The sequence below is a fragment of the Pseudomonas sp. NFPP07 genome, from assembly GCF_900115645.1.
In the GTDB taxonomy this organism is placed as follows: domain Bacteria; phylum Pseudomonadota; class Gammaproteobacteria; order Pseudomonadales; family Pseudomonadaceae; genus Aquipseudomonas; species Aquipseudomonas chlororaphis.
Genome location: NZ_FOXG01000003.1, coordinates 441515 through 460810, shown reverse-complemented (window position 1 = coordinate 460810; position 19296 = coordinate 441515). Strand labels below are relative to the sequence as shown.

19 protein-coding genes are annotated in these 19296 nt (G+C 63.5%); 14 read left to right on the top strand and 5 right to left on the bottom strand.

Annotation, left to right across the window (positions count from 1 at the left end; all coding sequences use genetic code 11):
* Nucleotides 1-400 precede the first annotated feature (400 nt).
* The 14 genes from ccoN to BM019_RS10170 all read left to right on the top strand — a co-directional run bounded on the left by ccoN (nucleotide 401) and on the right by BM019_RS10170 (nucleotide 13300).
* Nucleotides 401-1843, top strand: coding sequence for a cytochrome-c oxidase, cbb3-type subunit I (ccoN, locus tag BM019_RS10235; protein WP_009042962.1), 1443 nt, complete (start codon nucleotides 401-403; stop codon nucleotides 1841-1843).
* The gene (gene ccoO, locus BM019_RS10230) at nucleotides 1843-2451 is read left to right on the top strand and encodes a cytochrome-c oxidase, cbb3-type subunit II (protein ID WP_009042961.1); all 609 of its coding nucleotides are present in this window, start codon (nucleotides 1843-1845) and stop codon (nucleotides 2449-2451) included. The genes ccoN and ccoO overlap by 1 nt, the downstream gene beginning before the upstream one ends.
* A gap of 5 nt (nucleotides 2452-2456) precedes the next feature.
* On the top strand, nucleotides 2457-2642 hold the full coding sequence (locus BM019_RS10225; RefSeq protein ID WP_003175465.1) for a CcoQ/FixQ family Cbb3-type cytochrome c oxidase assembly chaperone: 186 nt from the start codon (nucleotides 2457-2459) through the stop codon (nucleotides 2640-2642).
* Nucleotides 2639-3616: a cytochrome-c oxidase, cbb3-type subunit III gene (gene ccoP, locus BM019_RS10220; protein WP_062823108.1), complete on the top strand. Its 978-nt coding sequence runs from the start codon at nucleotides 2639-2641 to the stop codon at nucleotides 3614-3616. The genes BM019_RS10225 and ccoP overlap by 4 nt, the downstream gene beginning before the upstream one ends.
* Before the next feature lie 165 nt (nucleotides 3617-3781).
* A complete protein-coding gene (locus tag BM019_RS10215; protein ID WP_007922405.1) occupies nucleotides 3782-4036 on the top strand; it encodes a type II toxin-antitoxin system Phd/YefM family antitoxin in 255 nt (84 codons plus the stop codon).
* Nucleotides 4036-4446 carry a type II toxin-antitoxin system VapC family toxin gene (locus BM019_RS10210; RefSeq protein ID WP_092418182.1) on the top strand — a complete coding sequence of 137 codons (411 nt, stop codon included), beginning with the start codon at nucleotides 4036-4038 and terminating at the stop codon, nucleotides 4444-4446. The genes BM019_RS10215 and BM019_RS10210 overlap by 1 nt, the downstream gene beginning before the upstream one ends.
* Before the next feature lie 205 nt (nucleotides 4447-4651).
* Nucleotides 4652-6067, top strand: a complete 1416-nt coding sequence (gene ccoG / locus BM019_RS10205; protein ID WP_028682021.1) for a cytochrome c oxidase accessory protein CcoG — start codon at nucleotides 4652-4654, stop codon at nucleotides 6065-6067.
* Nucleotides 6068-6078: 11 nt separating this feature from the next.
* Entirely contained in the window at nucleotides 6079-6618 is a 540-nt protein-coding gene (locus tag BM019_RS10200; RefSeq protein ID WP_085530290.1) for a FixH family protein, read from the top strand.
* 87 nt (nucleotides 6619-6705) lie between these two features.
* The gene (locus tag BM019_RS10195; RefSeq protein WP_092418181.1) at nucleotides 6706-9156 is read left to right on the top strand and encodes a heavy metal translocating P-type ATPase; all 2451 of its coding nucleotides are present in this window, start codon (nucleotides 6706-6708) and stop codon (nucleotides 9154-9156) included.
* A 24-nt stretch (nucleotides 9157-9180) separates the two neighbouring features.
* Nucleotides 9181-9411: a cbb3-type cytochrome oxidase assembly protein CcoS gene (ccoS, locus tag BM019_RS10190; RefSeq protein WP_009047938.1), complete on the top strand. Its 231-nt coding sequence runs from the start codon at nucleotides 9181-9183 to the stop codon at nucleotides 9409-9411.
* Nucleotides 9404-10087, top strand: coding sequence for a sulfite exporter TauE/SafE family protein (locus tag BM019_RS10185; RefSeq protein WP_092418180.1), 684 nt, complete (start codon nucleotides 9404-9406; stop codon nucleotides 10085-10087). The genes ccoS and BM019_RS10185 overlap by 8 nt, the downstream gene beginning before the upstream one ends.
* A gap of 155 nt (nucleotides 10088-10242) precedes the next feature.
* Nucleotides 10243-11625 carry an oxygen-independent coproporphyrinogen III oxidase gene (gene hemN / locus BM019_RS10180; protein WP_092418179.1) on the top strand — a complete coding sequence of 461 codons (1383 nt, stop codon included), beginning with the start codon at nucleotides 10243-10245 and terminating at the stop codon, nucleotides 11623-11625.
* Between the two features lie 307 nt (nucleotides 11626-11932).
* On the top strand, nucleotides 11933-12667 hold the full coding sequence (gene fnr / locus BM019_RS10175) for a fumarate/nitrate reduction transcriptional regulator Fnr (RefSeq protein WP_092418178.1): 735 nt from the start codon (nucleotides 11933-11935) through the stop codon (nucleotides 12665-12667).
* An 84-nt stretch (nucleotides 12668-12751) separates the two neighbouring features.
* A complete protein-coding gene (locus tag BM019_RS10170; RefSeq protein WP_009042953.1) occupies nucleotides 12752-13300 on the top strand; it encodes an adenine phosphoribosyltransferase in 549 nt (182 codons plus the stop codon).
* 107 nt (nucleotides 13301-13407) lie between these two features.
* Here BM019_RS10170 and BM019_RS10165 read toward each other — a convergent pair whose 3' ends face one another.
* The 5 genes from BM019_RS10165 to dnaX form a co-directional block, all read right to left on the bottom strand.
* Nucleotides 13408-14556 (bottom strand): acyl-CoA dehydrogenase family protein, encoded by a 1149-nt coding sequence (locus tag BM019_RS10165; RefSeq protein WP_092418177.1) that lies wholly within the window; start codon nucleotides 14554-14556, stop codon nucleotides 13408-13410.
* A 182-nt stretch (nucleotides 14557-14738) separates the two neighbouring features.
* On the bottom strand, nucleotides 14739-15341 hold the full coding sequence (gene recR, locus BM019_RS10160) for a recombination mediator RecR (protein WP_007922386.1): 603 nt from the start codon (nucleotides 15339-15341) through the stop codon (nucleotides 14739-14741).
* 65 nt (nucleotides 15342-15406) lie between these two features.
* A complete protein-coding gene (locus BM019_RS10155; RefSeq protein WP_009042951.1) occupies nucleotides 15407-16441 on the bottom strand; it encodes an NADP-dependent oxidoreductase in 1035 nt (344 codons plus the stop codon).
* 271 nt (nucleotides 16442-16712) lie between these two features.
* Nucleotides 16713-17051 (bottom strand): YbaB/EbfC family nucleoid-associated protein, encoded by a 339-nt coding sequence (locus tag BM019_RS10150; RefSeq protein ID WP_007922383.1) that lies wholly within the window; start codon nucleotides 17049-17051, stop codon nucleotides 16713-16715.
* Nucleotides 17052-17117: 66 nt separating this feature from the next.
* Entirely contained in the window at nucleotides 17118-19235 is a 2118-nt protein-coding gene (dnaX, locus tag BM019_RS10145; protein ID WP_009042950.1) for a DNA polymerase III subunit gamma/tau, read from the bottom strand.
* Nucleotides 19236-19296: the final 61 nt, after the last annotated feature.

Genomic DNA, 19296 nt, shown 5'->3' with positions numbered 1-19296 from the left:
CTCTGCCTTTCCACTCTCCGGATTCAGGTCTAAGCTGCTTCGCAGTGGACTGGCAATGGCCGGTCACAGACCAGAAGTAGCCGTTCCATTCGAAGCCGTCGTTCGAGGACAGGCCGCAAAGGCTGGTGTATACCGGCTGTCGTGCCACTTACCGTCTGTCGCTCGTTGAATGGCTTTCCACACACCCGGTTACAACTGACCTGTACCCCTCGCCTTTTTCATCCGCTGCGACATTTTGTCCTGGGCCGATTTTGTCCTTACTCCGCGCATGGAAAGGCCGCAGAATCAGCTTTTGAAAGCATTGACCCAGGTCATGGCGCGTTGCAATGACCCCCTGCTTTCTCCATACTTGCGGCCGATTTTTACTCCTAATAAAACACCCAAACCGTGGAACCTTAGAATGAGCACAGCAATCAGTCCGACTGCTTATAACTATAAGGTAGTCCGCCAGTTCGCCATCATGACGGTGGTCTGGGGGATCCTTGGCATGGGGCTCGGTGTCTTCATCGCCTCGCAACTGGTCTGGCCGGAGTTGAACTTCGGTCTGCCATGGACGACCTTTGGACGCCTGCGCCCGCTGCACACCAACCTGGTGATTTTCGCCTTCGGTGGATGTGCGTTGTTTGCCACTTCTTACTACGTCGTGCAGCGAACCTGCCAAACGCGACTGATTTCCGACAGCCTGGCGGCCTTCACCTTCTGGGGTTGGCAAGCCGTGATCGTCGGCGCGATCGTTACCTTGCCGCTGGGTTACACCACCACCAAGGAATACGCGGAGCTGGAATGGCCCCTGGCTATCCTGCTGGCCATCGTCTGGGTCACCTACGGTCTGGTGTTCTTCGGCACCATCGTCAAGCGCAAGACCAAGCACATCTATGTGGGTAACTGGTTCTACGGTGCCTTCATCGTGGTCACCGCGATGCTGCACATCGTCAACCACGCTTCCCTGCCGGTCAGCTTCTTCAAGTCCTACTCGGCCTACTCGGGTGCGACCGACGCCATGATCCAGTGGTGGTACGGCCACAACGCGGTGGGCTTCTTCCTGACCACCGGCTTCCTGGGGATGATGTACTACTTCGTGCCGAAACAGGCCGAGCGTCCGATCTACTCCTATCGCCTGTCCATCGTGCACTTCTGGGCGCTGATCACCCTGTACATCTGGGCCGGTCCGCACCACCTGCACTACACCGCGCTGCCGGACTGGGCGCAGTCCCTGGGCATGGCCATGTCGATCATCCTGCTGGCACCAAGCTGGGGCGGCATGATCAACGGCATGATGACCCTCTCGGGCGCCTGGCATAAGCTGCGCACCGACCCGATCCTGCGGTTCCTGGTGGTGTCCCTGGCGTTCTACGGCATGTCGACCTTCGAAGGTCCGATGATGGCGATCAAGACCGTCAACTCGCTGTCGCACTACACCGACTGGACCATCGGCCACGTACACGCCGGCGCCCTGGGCTGGGTAGCAATGATCTCGATCGGCGCCCTGTACCACATGATCCCGAAAGTCTTCGGTCGCCAGCAGATGCACAGCATCGGCCTGATCAACACCCACTTCTGGCTGGCAACCATCGGCACCGTGCTGTACATCGCCTCGATGTGGGTCAACGGCATCACCCAGGGCCTGATGTGGCGTGCAATCAACGATGACGGCACCCTCACCTACTCCTTCGTCGAAGCCCTGCAGGCCAGCCACCCTGGTTTCATCGTGCGCGCCCTGGGCGGTGCGTTCTTTGCCGCCGGCATGCTGTTCATGGCGTACAACGTGTTCCGCACCGTTCGCGCCTCGAACCCGGCTGAAGCTGAAGCCGCCGCTCAGATCGCTGTAGTTGGAGCTCACTGATGAAGCATGAAGCAGTAGAGAAGAATATCGGCCTGCTGGCCTTCTTCATGGTCATCGCCGTCAGCATCGGCGGCCTGACCCAGATCGTCCCGCTGTTCTTCCAGGACGTCACCAACAAGCCGGTGGAAGGCATGAAGCCGCGCACCGCCCTGGAACTGGAAGGCCGCGACGTCTATATCGCCAACGGCTGTGTCGGCTGCCACTCGCAGATGATCCGTCCGTTCCGTGCCGAAACCGAACGCTACGGCCACTACTCGGTCGCCGGTGAAAGCGTTTGGGACCACCCGTTCCTGTGGGGTTCCAAGCGTACCGGTCCGGACCTGGCCCGCGTTGGTGGTCGTTACTCCGATGACTGGCAGCGTGCGCACTTGTACAACCCGCGCAACGTTGTACCCGAGTCGAAAATGCCGGCTTACCCGTTCCTCGTAGAAAACAAGCTCGACGGCAAAGACACCGCGAAAAAAATGGAAGTCTTGCGCACGCTCGGCGTCCCTTACACCGACGAAGACATCGCCGGTGCCAAGGATGCCGTGAAGGGCAAAACCGAAATGGACGCGCTGGTGGCCTATCTGCAAGGCCTGGGCACCATCATCAAAAGCAAACGGTGATTTAGATGGATATCGGGATGATTCGTGGCCTGGGCACCGTAGTGGTGATGGTGGCCTTTATCGGCCTGGCGCTGTGGGTGTTCAGCCCCAAGCGCAAGTCCGAGTTCGAAGACGCGACCTTGCTGCCGTTCGCGGATGATCCCGAAGCCATCAAGCACGTCGAGCAAGCTTCTAGGAGTAACAAAGAATGACTACGTTCTGGAGTCTGTACGTCACAGTCCTCAGTCTGGGTACCATTTTCGCCCTGACCTGGCTGCTGCTGTCGACCCGCAAGGGCCAGCGCGCCGAGCAGACCGACGAGACGGTCGGCCACGCCTTCGACGGGATCGAGGAGTACGACAACCCGCTGCCGAAATGGTGGTTCATGTTGTTCGTCGGCACCATCGTCTTCGCCCTGGGTTACCTGGTGCTCTACCCGGGCCTGGGTAACTGGAAAGGCCTGCTGCCAGGCTACAACTACCTGGACACCGAAAAGCAGACCCCCTTCGCCAACGGCCAGACCGGCTGGACCGGCGTACACGAGTGGGAAAAGGAAATGGCCAAGTCGGACGCCAAGTTCGGTCCGATCTTCGCCAAGTTCGCCTCCATGCCGATCGAAGAAGTCGCCAAGGACCCGCAAGCCCTGAAGATGGGTGGCCGCCTGTTCGCCTCCAACTGCTCGGTCTGCCACGGTTCCGACGCCAAGGGCGCCTATGGCTTCCCGAACCTGACCGACGCCGACTGGCGCTGGGGCGGTGAGCCGGAAACCATCAAGACCACCATCATGGGCGGTCGTCACGCGGTGATGCCGGCCTGGGCCGAAGTCATCGGCGAACAAGGCGTCAGCGATGTGGCCGCCTATGTACTGACCAACCTCGATGGCCGCAAGCTGCCGGAAAGCGCCAAGGCCGACCCGGCCAACGGCCAGAAGATCTTCGCCGCCAACTGCGTGGCGTGCCACGGTCCGGCCGGTAAAGGTACCCCAGCCATGGGCGCGCCTGACCTGACCCACCCGGGCGCGTTCATCTACGGCTCGAGCTTCGCCCAACTGCAGCAGACCATCCGTTACGGCCGCCAGGGCCAGATGCCTGCCCAGGAACAGCTGCAAGGCAACGACAAGGTCCACCTGCTGGCCGCTTACGTCTACAGCCTGTCCCACAGTGACAAGCCGGCGGACGCCGAGTAAGGCAGACACCTTCGGGTAACAGAAAAGGCCCCGCCAATGTCCATTGGCGGGGCCTTTTTATTTTCCTCTCCCCTCACGTCCGTCGCTCTGCCCCCGCTTGAGATTGCCCCCTCCCTGCCAAGAGTAGTAACGTTGCTACATGAAATTTTTGTCGAGGGTATGACGATGCCTACCACCACCATCTCCAGTCGCGAATTCAATCAGGACACAAGTGGTGCCAAAAAAGCCTCAAGAAACGGCCCGGTCATCATCACTGACCGTGGCAGGCCCGCCCATGTGCTGCTAAGCATTGAGGACTACGAAAAACTGAGCGGCCTGAACACCAGCATCGTCGACATGCTGGTCATGCCTGAAGCGCCTGAAATCGATTTCGAAACAGAGCGCGCAACCATCATTCCTCGCGAGATCGATCTGTCCTGATGTTTTTGCTCGATACCAACGTCGTGTCCGAATTACGTAAGCCCAACGCTGATCGCAAGGTAGTGGCCTGGGCTCAGACCGTGGCGCCAACCAGCCTGTTTTTGTCAGTCATTACGTTATTGGAACTGGAAACCGGCATCCTGCGGTTGGAACGCCGCGATCGCACCCAAGGGGCGCTGCTGCGTGCCTGGCTGGAACTGCGCGTGATGCCTGCTTTCGACGGACGAATACTGGCCATTCACCATACTGTCGCTATGCGCTGCGCCCGATTGCACGTTCCGGATCGCAGCAATGAATGCGATGCCCTGATTGCGGCGACCGCCCTGGAACATGGGCTGACAGTCGTTACCCGCAACATCGCCGACTTCCAGTCCAGCGGTGTGCAACTGCTCAACCCGTGGAACGATTGAACGCGGTCGCGGCGAAAAGCGTCCATAATTCACAAGTCAATTGATTCAAGTCATTACACCATCAATTGATTTCCCCCAACGCGACCAAAGGTCGCACCCTTGAGCTAGAGCGACAGGCGTATCATTGCGCCACTGCAACACCCCTATTTGATCGCGGTCGGCACGTACTGACCGGGGCATTTCTCCACTGCCGTGGGATGCAATGATGAGCAACCAGATTCCGGTACATGACGTCACCCCTCCTGCCAAGAATTCGAACAACAGCGTAGACCTCTACGCCTCTCGGGAAAAAATCTACACACGCGCTTTCACCGGCCTCTTCCGCAACTTGCGGATGGTGGGCGGGGCGGCCCTGTTCCTGCTGTATTTCGGTACGGTGTGGCTCAACTGGGGCGGCCACCAGGCCGTCTGGTGGAACCTGCCGGAGCGCAAGTTCTTCATCTTCGGCGCCACCTTCTGGCCCCAGGATTTCATCCTGCTGTCGGGGCTTTTGATCATCGCCGCCTTCGGCCTGTTCTTCATCACCGTGTATGCCGGGCGCGTCTGGTGCGGCTATACCTGCCCGCAAAGCGTCTGGACCTGGATCTTCATGTGGTGCGAGAAGGTCACCGAAGGCGACCGCAACCAGCGCATCAAGCTCGACAAGGCGCCGATGAGCGCCAACAAGTTCCTGCGCAAGTTCAGCAAGCACAGCCTCTGGCTGCTGATCGGCTTCGTCACCGGCATGACCTTCGTCGGCTACTTCTCGCCGATCCGCGAGCTGGTCATCGACTTCTTCACCGGCCAGGCCGATGGCTGGTCGTATTTCTGGGTCGGTTTCTTCACCCTCGCCACCTATGGCAACGCCGGCTGGTTGCGCGAACAGGTGTGCATCTACATGTGCCCGTACGCCCGCTTCCAGAGCGTGATGTTCGACAAGGACACCCTGATCGTCTCCTACGACCCGCGTCGCGGCGAAGGTCGCGGCCCGCGCAAGAAAGGTGTCGACTACAAGGCCATGGGCCTGGGCGACTGCATCGACTGCACCATGTGCGTGCAGGTCTGCCCGACCGGCATCGACATCCGTGACGGCCTGCAGATCGAATGCATCGGCTGCGCCGCCTGTATCGATGCCTGCGACAACATCATGGACAAGATGGACTACCCGCGCGGCCTGATCAGCTACACCACCGAACACAACCTGTCCGGGCAGAAAACCCATAAACTGCGTCCACGCCTGATCGGTTATGCGCTGGTGCTGCTGGCGATGATCAGCCTGCTGGTCACGGCCTTCTTCATGCGTTCGCTGGTAGGCTTCGATGTCAGCAAGGACCGCGTGCTCTATCGCGAGAACGCCGAAGGCCGGATCGAGAACGTCTACAGCCTGAAGATCATGAACAAGGACCAGCGCGACCATACCTACGTCCTGGACGCCGCCGGCCTGCCGGACCTCAAGCTGCAAGGCCGGCGCGAGATCAAAGTGGCCGCCGGCGATATCGTCAGCATGCCGGTCGAGCTGTCGAGTTCGCCGGAACAACTGCCGTCGAGCACCAACGAGGTGAAATTCATCCTCAAGGACGCCGACGACGAAAGCGTCCACGTTGAAGCCAAGAGCCGGTTCATCGGCCCACAAATTCGTTAAGAGAAGTCATCATGCCCGCAGCGACCGCCACAAGCCCCTGGTACAAGCACCTCTGGCCCTGGATCATCATCGGTATCCTGGCCTGCTCGGTGACCTTGACCCTGTCCATGGTGACCATCGCGGTGAACAACCCGGACAACCTGGTCAATGACAACTACTACGAGGCCGGCAAAGGCATCAACCGCTCACTGGACCGCGAGCTGCTGGCCCAGACCCTGCAACTGCGCGCCAGCGTGCACCTGGATGACCTCACCGGCGAAGTCGACCTGCGCCTGAGCGGCAACAGCGCGCCCGCCACCCTGGAGCTGAACCTGATCTCGCCGACCCAGCCGGAAAAAGACCGCAAGATCACCCTCGCCCGCAGCGAAACCGAACAAGGCCGCTACATTGGCCAGTTGAGCGACAAGGTCGATGGCCGCCGGTTTGTCGAACTGCTGGGTGTCGAAGGCGACAAGACCTGGCGCCTGTTCGAAGAGGAACAGGTCAGCCACGACAAGGACCTGCTGCTGGGTGACGAACCGCTGCAAGGCGCGGAACACCTGGACAAGTAAGCGCCCTCCGAACATCGCCGGCAGGCTGCTGCTTCCCAGGCAGCGGCCTGCCGGCGATGAGGTCAGCCCCTGGAACAAAGACCCGCGATGACCACGCCACTGCCCTGCTACCACTGCGCCCTGCCCGTCCCCGCCGGCAGCCGCTTCACCGCCGTCGTGCTCGGTGCTCCCCGCGAGTTCTGCTGCCCGGGCTGCCAGGCGGTGGCCGAAGCCATAGTCGCCGGCGGCCTGGAAAGCTACTACAGCCATCGCAGCGAAGCCTCGGCCAACCCGGAGGCGCTGCCGGTGCAACTGGTGGACGAACTGGCGCTGTACGACCGGGCGGACGTGCAACAACCCTTCGTCCGGCATGAGGGCGAGCTGGCCGAAACCACCCTGCTGATGGAAGGCATCAGCTGCGCCGCCTGTGGCTGGCTGATCGAGAAACACCTGCGCAGCCTGCCCGCGGTGGCCGAGGCGCGGCTGAACCTGTCCAACCATCGCCTGCATGTGCGCTGGGCCGACAGCCAGTTGCCACTGAGCCAGATGCTCAGCGAGCTGCGCCTGATCGGCTACGCCGCGCACCCCTATCAGGCCGACCGTGCTTCCGAGCAATTGGCCAGTGAAAACCGCCTGGCCCTGCGCCAGCTGGGCGTGGCCGGGCTGCTGTGGTTCCAGGCGATGATGGCGACCATGGCCACCTGGCCGGAATTCAATATCGACCTGAGCCCCGAGCTGCACACCATCCTGCGCTGGGTCGCGCTGTTTCTCACCACGCCGATCGTGTTCTACAGCTGCGCGCCGTTTTTCAAGGGTGCCCTGCGCGACCTGCGCACCCGCCACCTGACCATGGACGTTTCCGTATCGCTGGCGATTGGCGCCGCCTACATCGCCGGGATCTGGACCTCGATCACTGGCGTCGGCGAGCTGTACTTCGACGCCGTGGGCATGTTCGCCCTGTTCCTGCTGGCCGGGCGCTACCTCGAACGTCGTGCCCGCGAGCGCACCGCCGCCGCCACCGCACAACTGGTGAACCTGCTGCCGGCCTCGTGCCTGCGCCTGGGCGCCGACGGCCAGAGCGAACGCATCCTGCTCAGCGAACTGCGCCTGGGCGACCAGGTGCTGGTGCATCCCGGCGCCATCCTGCCGGCCGACGGCAAGATCCTCGATGGCCAGTCGAGCATCGACGAATCCCTGCTCACCGGCGAATACCTGCCGCAACCACGCAGCATCGGCGATGCAGTCACCGCCGGCACCCTCAATGTCGAGGGCGCGCTGACCGTGGAAGTCCTGGCCCTGGAGCAGGACACGCGCCTGTCAGCCATCGTCCGCCTGCTGGATCGGGCCCAGGCGGAAAAACCGCGCCTGGCGGAAATCGCCGACCGCGCCGCCCAATGGTTCCTGCTGTTCTCCCTGATCGCCGCGGCCGCCATCGGCCTGCTCTGGTGGCAACTGGACGCCTCCCGGGCCTTCTGGATCGTCCTGGCCATGCTGGTCGCCACCTGCCCCTGCGCGCTGTCCCTGGCCACCCCGACCGCGCTGACCGCCGCCACCGGCACCCTGCACAAACTCGGCCTGCTGCTGACCCGCGGCCATGTGCTCGAAGGCCTGAACCAGATCGACACGGTGATTTTCGACAAGACCGGCACCCTCACCGAGGGGCGCCTGGCCTTGCGCTCGATTCTTCCTGTGGGCGACCTCGACAGCCAGCAGTGCCTGGGCCTGGCCGCCGCCCTGGAAAACCGCTCCGAACACCCGATTGCCCGAGCCTTCGGCCGTGCGCCGCTGGCCGCGGAAGAAGTGCTGAGCATGCCCGGGCTGGGCCTGGAAGGACTGGTGGGCGAACAGCGTCTGCGCATCGGCCAGCCCGCCTTCGTCTGCGAGCTCAGCGCCTGTGCGGTCCCGGCGATGCCGGACGAAGCCGGCCAATGGCTGCTGCTGGGCGATAGCCAAGGGCCGCTGGCCTGGCTGGTCCTCGACGATCGCCTGCGCAGCGATGCTCCGGCGCTGCTGGCCGCCTGCAAGGCGCGCGGCTGGAACACCCTGCTGCTCTCGGGCGACAGCTCGCCGATGGTCGCCAGCGTCGCCGCCGAACTGGACATCGACGAAGCCCGCGGCGGCCTGCGCCCGGACGACAAGCTGCAGGTGCTGCAGCAACTGCATCGCCAGGGTCGCAAAGTGCTGATGCTCGGCGACGGGGTCAACGATGTGCCGGTGCTGGCCGCCGCCGATATCAGCGTGGCCATGGGCTCAGCCACCGACCTGGCCAAGACCAGCGCCGATGCGGTGCTGCTGTCCAACCGCCTGGATGCGCTGGTGCAGGCCTTCGGCCTGGCCCGCCGCACGCGCCGGATAATCATCGAGAACCTGCTGTGGGCCGGGCTGTACAATGGCCTCATGCTGCCGTTCGCCGCCCTCGGCTGGATCACTCCGGTATGGGCCGCCATCGGCATGTCCATCAGTTCGTTGACCGTGGTGCTCAATGCCCTGCGCCTGACTCGCCTGCCGGGCCAGCCCCAGGCCGAGGCCACGACCCAAACCCGCCCGCTGCCGGCCTGAGCCGCGCGGGCATGGAGCCTACCCATGCCAGCTCTCTACGTGATGATCCCAGCGGCGCTGCTGATCGTGGCCATCGCCATCTACATCTTCTTCTGGGCGGTCGACAGCGGTCAGTACGACGACCTCGACGGCCCCGCCCACAGCATTCTGTTCGACGACCAGGACCCCAAGCACACCGCCGCGATCGACGAAGCCAAGGGCCAGCCAGCGGCCGAGCAACCACCGCACAAAGACCAGGCGCCGCCCCATGCTTGAGCTGGCACCGCTGCTGGTTTCCGCCGTGATTCTCGGCCTGCTCGGCGGCGGTCACTGCCTGGGCATGTGCGGCGGCCTGATGGGCGCCCTGACCCTGGCCATTCCCCAGGAGCAACGCAGCCGGCGTTTTCGCCTGCTGCTGGCCTACAACCTGGGGCGCATTCTCAGTTACGCCACCGCGGGCCTGCTGATCGGCCTGGCCGGCTGGGCCGTGGCCAGCAGTCCGGCGGCCATGGCCCTGCGTGTGCTGGCCGGCCTGCTGCTGATTACTATGGGCCTGTACCTGGCCGGCTGGTGGAGCGGCCTGACCCGCATCGAAAGCCTCGGACGCGGCCTGTGGCGCCATATACAGCCGGTGGCCAATCGCCTGCTGCCGGTGTCGAGCCTGCCACGCGCCTTACTGCTGGGCGCGCTCTGGGGCTGGCTGCCGTGTGGCCTGGTCTACAGCACCCTGCTGTGGTCCGCCAGCCAGGGCAATGCCCTCGACAGCGCCTTGCTGATGCTGGCCTTCGGCCTGGGTACCTGGCCGGTGCTGCTGGCGACCGGGCTCGCAGCGGAACGGGTCACCGCGCTGCTGCGCCGGCGCAGCGTGCGCATGGCCGGTGGCCTGCTGGTGATCCTGTTCGGCATCTGGACCTTGCCCGGTCCGCATCAGCATTGGTTGATGGGGCACTGAGGCAACCCTTCCCGCTGCTTCCGCCCTTCGGCAGCGACGACGCAAGACTCGTATGACAGGCTCCGCGCCCCGCCAGCCTTGATGCAAATCAAGATGGCTCGGGCGCTAACCCCCTAGACTCGCGAACACTGCCTGCCTACCGGGGGAATTCCCGCATGCTCGACGCCATTCGTTGGGACACCGATCTGATCCGCCGTTACGACCTGGCGGGACCGCGCTACACCTCCTACCCCACCGCTGTGCAATTCCACAGCCAGGTGGGCACCTTCGACCTGCTCCACGCCCTGCGCGAGAGCCGCAAGGCGCTGCGCCCGCTGTCGCTGTACGTGCATGTGCCATTCTGCGCGAACATCTGCTACTACTGCGCCTGCAACAAGGTCATCACCAAGGACCGCGGGCGCGCCCTGCCCTACCTGCAGCGCATGGAACAGGAAATCCAGCTGATCGCCTGCCATCTCGACCCCGGGCAGAAGGTCGAGCAACTGCACTTCGGCGGCGGCACCCCGACCTTTCTCAGCCACGACGAACTGCGGCAGCTGATGAGCCACCTGCGCCAGCACTTCAACCTGCTGGACGACGATTCGGGCGACTACGGCATCGAGATCGACCCCCGCGAAGCCGACTGGTCGACCATGGGCCTGCTGCGCGAGCTGGGCTTCAACCGCGTCAGCATCGGCCTGCAGGACCTCGATCCGGCGGTGCAGCGCGCGGTCAATCGCCTGCAGAGCCTGGAGGAAACCCGGGCGGTGATCGAAGCGGCGCGCACCCTGCAATTTCGCTCGATCAACATCGACCTGATCTACGGCCTGCCAAAACAGACGCCGGACAACTTCGCCCGCACCGTCGAGGAAGTCATCAACCTGCAGCCGGACCGGCTGTCGGTGTTCAACTACGCGCATCTGCCGGAGCGCTTCATGCCGCAACGGCGGATCAACAGCCACGAGCTGCCGGAACCGGCGGAAAAACTGCAGATGCTGCAGCGCACCATCGAACAACTGACGGCCGCGGGTTACCGCTACATCGGCATGGACCATTTCGCCCTGCCCGACGACGAGCTGGCGATCGCCCAGGAAGAGTCGACCCTGCAACGCAACTTCCAGGGCTACACCACCCACGGCCACTGCGACCTGATCGGCCTGGGCGTCTCGGCCATCAGCCAGATCGGCGACCTGTACTGCCAGAACAGCAGTGACCTGACCCAGTACCAGAACCTGCTGGGCGGCGCGCAACTGGCCACCAGCCGCGGCCTGGTGTGCAATCAGGACGACCGCATCAGGCGCGCGGTGATCCAGCAGTTGATCTGCAATTTCAGCCTCGACTTCGAGGCCATCGAGCAGCAGTTCAACATCGATTTTCGCGGTTACTTCGGCGACCTCTGGCCGCAACTGCAAACCATGGCCGAAGACGGCCTGATCACGCTGAGCAACGAAGGCATTGAAGTGCTGCCTGCCGGGCGCCTGCTGGTGCGTTCGGTGTGCATGGTGTTCGACACGTATCTGGAGCAACAGAATCGACAGCGTTTTTCCCGGGTCATCTAGGGCGTCATGAGCCGCGACCTGAGCGTTCGGCGCGGCAACTTGTCGCAGGTGGCAGGCAAAAACTGTCGGGACAGACAAGGCGCAAACAAGCCTGATACTTGACGCTGGGATAATCGGCGGCTGCAAGTGACGGTCAGCGCTGGAAATACCCTGAATGGACTGCACGAGCGCATGTTCCCGCAGTGGCCTGGAGGCTACAAACGGACAGCTTTACGACTAAGCGCCAATACGGCACGGACTGGCCGGAACCTCCTCCCGTGAGTTACCCTTACGGCTTATGTGTGTTTTCCCACAAGGATTCTATTGAATGTCCGAGCCAGTAAAACTGCGCGCTCACAACCAGGCCCATTGCAAGGATTGCAGCCTGGCCCCCCTCTGCCTGCCACTTTCTCTGAATCTGGAAGACATGGATGCGCTGGACGAAATCGTTAAACGTGGCCGCCCGCTGAAAAAAGGCGAGTTCCTGTTTCGCCAGGGCGACGCCTTCGACTCCGTCTATGCAGTGCGCTCCGGTGCGCTGAAGACCTTCAGTCTCAGCGACGGCGGCGAAGAACAGATCACCGGCTTCCACCTGCCCAGCGAACTGGTCGGCCTGTCCGGCATGGACACCGAGATCCACCCGGTTTCCGCCCAGGCCCTGGAAACCACATCGGTCTGTGAAATCCCCTTCGGACGCCTCGACGAACTGGCCCTGCAGTTGCCCCAACTGCGCCGCCAACTGATGCGGGTGATGAGCCGCGAGATCCGCGACGACCAGCAGATGATGCTGTTGCTGTCGAAAAAGACCGCCGACGAGCGCATCGCCACCTTCCTGGTCAACCTGTCGGCACGCTTTCGCGCCCGCGGCTTCTCGGCCAACCAGTTCCGCTTGAGCATGTCGCGCAACGAGATCGGCAACTATCTGGGCCTGGCGGTGGAAACCGTGTCCCGGGTGTTCACCCGCTTCCAGCAGAACGCGCTGATCGCCGCCGAAGGCAAAGAGGTGCACATTCTCGATCCGATCCAGCTGTGCGCCCTCGCCGGCGGCTCCCTGGAAGGCTGAGGCAGAGCCCCCCGCCCGAGCCAAGCGGCTCGGTCGGGGCTATACTGGCGCGCTCCACTTCATGCCCGCCAGGACACCGCCACGATGGCCTTCGACTCCTTCGATATCAAATCCCTGATCCGCCCAGTCATCGACTTCCCCAAACCGGGCGTGATCTTCCGTGACATCACTCCCCTGTTCCAGTCGCCCAAGGCCTTGCGCCTGGTCGCCGACACCTTTGCCCAGCGTTATGTCGAAGAAGACTTCACTCACGTCGGTGCCATGGACGCCCGCGGCTTCCTGATCGGCTCGATCATCGCCTACCAGCTGAACAAGCCGCTGATCCTGTTCCGCAAGCAAGGCAAGCTGCCGGCCGATGTGCTTGCCGAGGGTTACCAGACCGAATACGGCGAAGCCTTCCTGGAAGTGCATGCCGACAGCCTGTGCGAAGGCGATTCGGTGCTGATGTTCGATGACCTGATCGCCACCGGCGGTACCTTGATCGCCGCGGCCAACCTGGTGCGCCGCATGGGGGCCAGCGTCTACGAAGCCGCCGCCATCATCGACCTGCCTGAGCTGGGCGGTTCGCAACGCCTGCGCGACATGGACATTCCAACCTTCTGCCTGACGCAGTTCTCGTTGAGCGAGCGGTAAAGCACTCCGCCCTTGAGTAGTCAGGCCCGACGCTATCGCGAGCAAGCTCGCTCCTACAGTCGCTTGCATTCCCCTGTAGGAGCGAGCTTGCTCGCGAAGCAATAGCCCTACAGCCCCATCTGCTTGCTGATGATTTCGTTCATCACTTCCCGGGTGCCGCCGCCGATGGACAGGATGCGGTTGTCGCGATACAGCCGCTCCACCAGGCTTTCGCGCATGTAGCCCAGCCCGCCGAGAATCTGCACGGCATCGTGGGTGATGCGGTCGGCGGTATCGGTGGCGAAATTCTTGGCCATGGAAATCTCCTTGATCACGCTCTGGCCCGCCGCCATCTTCGCCGCCTGGCGATAAGTGAATTCGCGGGACACTTCCAGCGCGGTCGCCATCTCCGCCAGGCGATGCTTGATCACCTGGAACTTGCCGATGGGCTTGCCGAAGGCCTCGCGCTCCCGGGCCCACTTCAGGCTCTCTTCCAGCGCCAGCTGCGCGGTCATGTTGGCCATCAAGGCCAGCGCCAGACGCTCGCTCTGGAAGTTGCCCATGATGCAGGCGAAGCCCAGGTTCTCGACGCCAATCAAGTGGCTGGCCGGCACCCGGCAATCGTCGAAAAACAGCTCGGCGGTATCCGACGCCCACCAGCCCATCTTCTTCAGTTGCCGGCCGACGGTGAATCCCGGCGTGCCCTTGTCGATCAGCAGCAGGCTGATGCCGCCGAAACCGGGCTCGCCGGTACGCACCGCCACGGTGTAGAAATCGGCGCGCACGCCACTGGTGATAAAGGTCTTGCTGCCACTGACGCGATAGAAGTCGCCGTCACGCAGCGCCCGGGTCTGCAGATTGGCCACGTCCGAACCGCCGCCGGGCTCGGTGACCGCCAGGGCGCTGATCTTTTCCCCCGCCAATACCTGTGGCACCACCCGCTCGCGAACCTCGGGGCGCGCCCATTTGACGATCGGCGGCAAACCGATGTCCAGCGAGCCCAGGCCCGCCACCAGGCCGCCGGAGCCACAGCGCATCAGCTCCTCGCTGGCGGCGATCTTGGCGAACAGGTCGCCCTCGTGGCTGCCCCCCAGGGCTTCTGGATAGCCGATACCGAGGATGCCGGCCGCGCCAGCCTTGAGGTACAGCTCGCGGGGGAAGCCTTGCGCCTCCTCCCATTGATCGATGTCCGGGAGGATTTCCCGCTCGACGAAACGTCGAACGCTGTCGCGGACCAACTGATGGCTAGGGTCGAAGTATTCCTGGCAGGCAGACATCGGCAAGCTCCTCTGAAGGTTGAGGAAACTTACCTAGCGCTTGCTTGGTTTTCAAGAAGGACCGCACGAACCACCTGTAGGAGCCAGCTTGCTGGCGATGCAGGCGACGCGGCGCGCCAGGTCGGGCGGCCATCGCGAGCAAGCTCGCTCCTACAGTAGTTTTTTGCTCGCAGCCGAAACACTTACAGCGCGATCGGCTTGCGCCCGGCAAACGAGTGCGCCAGGGTGCCGCCGTCCACCAGTTCCAGCTCGCCGCCCAGGGGCACGCCATGGGCGATACGCGAGGTGATCAGGCCTTTGTTGGTCAACAGCTGGGCGATGTAATGGGCGGTTGCCTCGCCTTCCACCGTCGGGTTGGTGGCCAGGATTACCTCAGTGAAACTGCCTTGCTCTTCGATTCGCGCCAGCAGCTGGGGGATGCCGATGGCTTCCGGGCCCAGGCCGTCGAGCGGCGACAGGTGGCCCTTGAGCACGAAGTAGCGACCGCGATAACCGGTCTGCTCCACCGCGTAGACATCCATCGGCCCCTCGACCACGCACAGCAGCGTGTCGTCGCGCCGCGGATCGGCGCATTGCGGGCACAGGTCGTCCTCGGTCAGGGTGCGGCACAGGCGGCAGTGGCCGACGCCCTCCATGGCCTGGCTCAGCGCCTGGGCCAATCGCGTACCGCCGCTGCGGTCGCGCTCCAGCAGCTGCAAGGCCATGCGCTGGGCGGTTTTCTGACCCACGCCCGGCAAAGTGCGCAGGGCATCGATCAGTTGGCGAATCAGGGGGCTGAAGCTCATGGGTAAAGGTCCGACAAAACGACGAGACGCGGTTTATACCCGCGCCTCCGATTAGCGTCAAATGCTCAGTCCGGGGCGACCCGCACCACCAGCTTGCCGAAGTTGCGCCCTTCCAGCAGCCCGATGAAGGCTTGCGGTGCGTGCTCCAGGCCGTCTACCACATCTTCCTTGAACTTGACCTTGCCCTGCAGCACCCAGGGTGCCATGGCGCTGACAAACTCAGGCTGCCGATCGCCGTAGTCGTCGAACACGATAAACCCCTGGATGCGCACGCGCTTGGTCAACAGCTGGCGCTGCAACAGTGGCAGGCGGTCAGGCCCCGGCGGCAACTCCTGGGCATTGTACTGGGCGATCAGCCCGCACAGCGGAATCCGCGCCTTGGGGTTGAGCAATGGCAGCACCGCATCGAACACCTTGCCGCCGACATTTTCAAAGTAGATGTCCACGCCCTCGGAACAGGCCTGCGCCAGTTCGTCGGCAAAGTCCGGGCTGTGGTGGTCGATACAGGCATCGAACCCCAGCTCCTCGACCACATAGCGGCACTTGTCGGCACCGCCCGCCACACCGATCACCCGCAGCCCCTTGATCTTGGCCACCTGCCCCACCACCGAACCCACGGCGCCCGACGCCGCGGCCACCACCAGGGTTTCCCCAGCCTTGGGCTGGCCGATGTCCATCAGGCCCATGTAGGCGGTCATGCCCGGCATACCCAGCACGCCCAGGGCCATCGAAGGGCTGGGCAAACCCGCCGGCACCGGTATCAGGTTACGCCCGTCGCAAATGCTGTGGCTCTGCCATCCGGTGGCGCCCACCACCAGGTCGCCCTCCTGGAATTTCGGATTCAGCGAGCGCTCGACCCGGCTCACCGCGCCGCCGGTCATCACTTCGTTGATTTGCACCGGGGCAGCGTAGGACGGCGCATCACTCATGCGCCCGCGCATATAAGGGTCCAGCGACAGGTAAAGGGTCTTGAGCAGCACCTGGCCATCCGCCAGGTCCGGCAGCGCCACCCGTTCCAGGCGGAAATTTTCCGGCACGGGCGCGCCCTGGGGCCGGGAGGCCAGAACAATGCGCTGGTTGAGGGTCAATGCTTGCGACATCAGAGCAACTCCTTATCGAGAATTGAATCGGGCCATACAGAGTGCAGACCATCGTACTGCGATCGGCGTTCGATGTTTCTCATCCCGTAGCCGCTGTCGCAGGCTGCGATCGATTGCACGGCAACCGCAATCATCCAGCCAGACCCCATCGCATGAATGACGACCGCTGCGCGCTCGATCGCAGCCTGCGGCAGCGGCTACAGGCGCCACAAACAAAAATGCCAGGCGCGATGCCTGGCATTTTCAAGTCCGACCGATGCGCGGGTGCGAATCAGAACGGCAGTTTCATACCCGGTGGCAGTTGCATGCCAGCGGTCACGCCGGACATCTTGTCCTGGCTGTTGGCTTCGATCTTGCGCACGGCGTCGTTGACGGCGGCGGCGAACAGATCTTCCAGCACTTCGCGGTCATCTTCGCTGACGCCTTCCAGCAGGCTTGGGTCGATGCTCACGCGCTTGATGTCGTGACGACCGGTCATGACCACGGTGACCATATCGCCACCCGCCTTGCCGGTGACTTCGGCGTTGGCCAGCTCTTCCTGCATCTTGGCCATTTTTTCCTGCATCTGCTGCGCCTGCTTCATCAGGCCGGCCATGCCACCTTTCATCATGGGAATCACCTCAAAGTACTTGGATAAAAACAGCGCCCGGCCTCAAGGCCCGGCGCCCTTCAGTTATTAACCCTGGCTGACCAGGGCCTCGACAGGTTCAATAGTATCGTGACGGACCACCGCGCCGAACTCCCGCACCATCTGCTGGATGAACGGATCGCCGTGGATCGACTCCTCGGCCTCGCGCTGGCGATTGGCACGGCGGCGCGACGCGGCCTGGGCCGGGGTCTCCTGCTCGGGCTTGATCAGCTCGATGCTCACCGTCAGCGTGCGCTGGTGGTACTGGTTCAGGGCATCGTTCAGGCGCCGCTGCTGGGTGGCGTTGAACAGGGCGCTGTGGGCCGGGTCCAGGTGCAGCAACCAGTTGTCGCCCTCGGCGGCGATCAAGGTGCAGTTGGCGGCGATGCTCGCCGTCATCCCGGAAATCGGCAGCTTGGGGAACAGCTCCAGCCACTCCAGCGCCAGGCCGGTGGCCGGCTGGGCGGCTGGCAACGGCTCGGGTTCCGGCTCGGGATCGGCGGCGTGCTCGCTGGCCAGTTCGTCCAGGTAGCTGTAGGCCGAATCCATGTCTGGCTCGATGTAGTCTTCGTCCAGCGGCGGCTCGTCGTCTAGGTCGATCCCCGGTGTCGCGGCATCGACCTCGGCAACGCTGGGCTCCGGCACCGGGGCGCTGACCCATTCCGGCGCATCCGGCACCACGCTGTCCGGGGTCTGGGTCGGCATCGGAGTCAGCTCAGGCTGCTGCGCGGCGGTCTCCAGCACGGGCTCGACGGCCGGTTGCTGCGCGACGACCGGTTCGACCGGGTCGTTCCACGGCAGGTCGACCACCTCTTCGGCGACGACAGGCGCTGCCTCTGGCGGCGTCTCGACCACCGGTTGCGGTGCAGGCACCACCGGCGCTGCAGAAACAGGTGCAGGCGTTGCAACCGGGGCCGCGACAGGTGCCGCCACGGGAGTGGCCTCGACCACCGGCGCCACAACCGGCGCGGCGGCAACTACCGGCGCAGCAACGGCTGCACCAGCCACGGATTGGGCGGAATCAACTGTGGCCTGGCTGATCCCCACTGGCTTTAGCGGCTGTCTCGGCGCATCTGCCGAGTCCGCTGGCCGGAAGGCCAGCATCCGCAGCAGGACCATCTCGAAACCACCTCGCGGGTCCGGCGCCAGCGGCAGGTCGCGCCGGCCGATCAGGCCCATCTGGTAATAGAACTGCACATCTTCGGCCGGCAACGCCTGGGCCAGGGCCAGCACCCGGTCGCGGTCGCCATGCCCGTTGTCGACACCGTCCGGCAAGGCCTGGGCAATGGCCACGCGGTGCAGGACATTGAGAATCTCCGACAGCACGCCGTTCCAGTCCGGACCCTGTTCGGCCAGGTGGCGCACGGCCTCCAGCAAGGCCTTGGCATCGCCGTCGATCAGCGCATGCAGGACGTCGTAGACCTGGCCGTGATCGAGGGTACCGAGCATCGCCCGCACATCGGCGGCCATGACCTTGCCTTCGCCGAAGGCGATGGCCTGGTCGGTGAGACTCATCGCATCGCGCATCGAACCGTCGGCGGCGCGGCCCAACAGCCACAGCGCGTCGTCTTCGAACGGCACGTTCTCGACGCCCAGCACGTGAGTCAGGTGCTCGACCACTCGCTCCGGGGTCATGTTCTTCAGGGAGAACTGCAGGCAACGCGAAAGAATCGTTGCCGGAAGTTTCTGCGGGTCGGTGGTCGCCAGAATGAATTTGACGTAGGGCGGCGGCTCTTCCAGGGTCTTCAACAAGGCGTTGAACGAGTGGCTGGACAGCATGTGCACTTCGTCGATCAGGTAGACCTTGAAGCGCCCGCGGCTCGGGGCGTACTGCACGTTGTCCAGCAGCTCGCGCGTGTCCTCGACCTTGGTCCGGCTCGCGGCGTCGATCTCGATCAGGTCGACGAAACGCCCTTCGTCGATCTCGCGGCATACCGAGCAGGTGCCGCAGGGCGTGGAAGTAATGCCTGTTTCACAGTTCAGGCATTTGGCAATGATCCGCGCAATGGTGGTCTTGCCCACCCCGCGGGTGCCGGTAAACAGATAGGCATGGTGCAGCCGCTGGCTGTCCAAGGCATTGATCAGAGCCTTGAGCACATGGGTCTGGCCGACCATTTCGCGGAACGAGCGCGGACGCCATTTACGTGCAAGAACCTGATAACTCATCGAAAACCGTCGCAACTGGGAAGCGGAAGCCCGTAATGCTAGCGGAGCAAGGGCGAAATTG

Bases quoted from the DNA above. Each gene is read 5' to 3' on its own strand.
- ccoN (WP_009042962.1), top strand. From the start codon at position 401: ATGAGCACAGCAATCAGTCCGACTGCTTATAACTATAAGGTAGTCCGC.
- ccoO (WP_009042961.1), top strand. From the start codon at position 1,843: ATGAAGCATGAAGCAGTAGAGAAGAATATCGGCCTGCTGGCCTTCTTC.
- BM019_RS10225 (WP_003175465.1), top strand. From the start codon at position 2,457: ATGGATATCGGGATGATTCGTGGCCTGGGCACCGTAGTGGTGATGGTG.
- ccoP (WP_062823108.1), top strand. From the start codon at position 2,639: ATGACTACGTTCTGGAGTCTGTACGTCACAGTCCTCAGTCTGGGTACC.
- BM019_RS10215 (WP_007922405.1), top strand. From the start codon at position 3,782: ATGCCTACCACCACCATCTCCAGTCGCGAATTCAATCAGGACACAAGT.
- BM019_RS10210 (WP_092418182.1), top strand. From the start codon at position 4,036: ATGTTTTTGCTCGATACCAACGTCGTGTCCGAATTACGTAAGCCCAAC.
- ccoG (WP_028682021.1), top strand. From the start codon at position 4,652: ATGAGCAACCAGATTCCGGTACATGACGTCACCCCTCCTGCCAAGAAT.
- BM019_RS10200 (WP_085530290.1), top strand. From the start codon at position 6,079: ATGCCCGCAGCGACCGCCACAAGCCCCTGGTACAAGCACCTCTGGCCC.
- BM019_RS10195 (WP_092418181.1), top strand. From the start codon at position 6,706: ATGACCACGCCACTGCCCTGCTACCACTGCGCCCTGCCCGTCCCCGCC.
- ccoS (WP_009047938.1), top strand. From the start codon at position 9,181: ATGCCAGCTCTCTACGTGATGATCCCAGCGGCGCTGCTGATCGTGGCC.
- BM019_RS10185 (WP_092418180.1), top strand. From the start codon at position 9,404: ATGCTTGAGCTGGCACCGCTGCTGGTTTCCGCCGTGATTCTCGGCCTG.
- hemN (WP_092418179.1), top strand. From the start codon at position 10,243: ATGCTCGACGCCATTCGTTGGGACACCGATCTGATCCGCCGTTACGAC.
- fnr (WP_092418178.1), top strand. From the start codon at position 11,933: ATGTCCGAGCCAGTAAAACTGCGCGCTCACAACCAGGCCCATTGCAAG.
- BM019_RS10170 (WP_009042953.1), top strand. From the start codon at position 12,752: ATGGCCTTCGACTCCTTCGATATCAAATCCCTGATCCGCCCAGTCATC.
- BM019_RS10165 (WP_092418177.1), bottom strand. From the start codon at position 14,556: ATGTCTGCCTGCCAGGAATACTTCGACCCTAGCCATCAGTTGGTCCGC.
- recR (WP_007922386.1), bottom strand. From the start codon at position 15,341: ATGAGCTTCAGCCCCCTGATTCGCCAACTGATCGATGCCCTGCGCACT.
- BM019_RS10155 (WP_009042951.1), bottom strand. From the start codon at position 16,441: ATGTCGCAAGCATTGACCCTCAACCAGCGCATTGTTCTGGCCTCCCGG.
- BM019_RS10150 (WP_007922383.1), bottom strand. From the start codon at position 17,051: ATGATGAAAGGTGGCATGGCCGGCCTGATGAAGCAGGCGCAGCAGATG.
- dnaX (WP_009042950.1), bottom strand. From the start codon at position 19,235: ATGAGTTATCAGGTTCTTGCACGTAAATGGCGTCCGCGCTCGTTCCGC.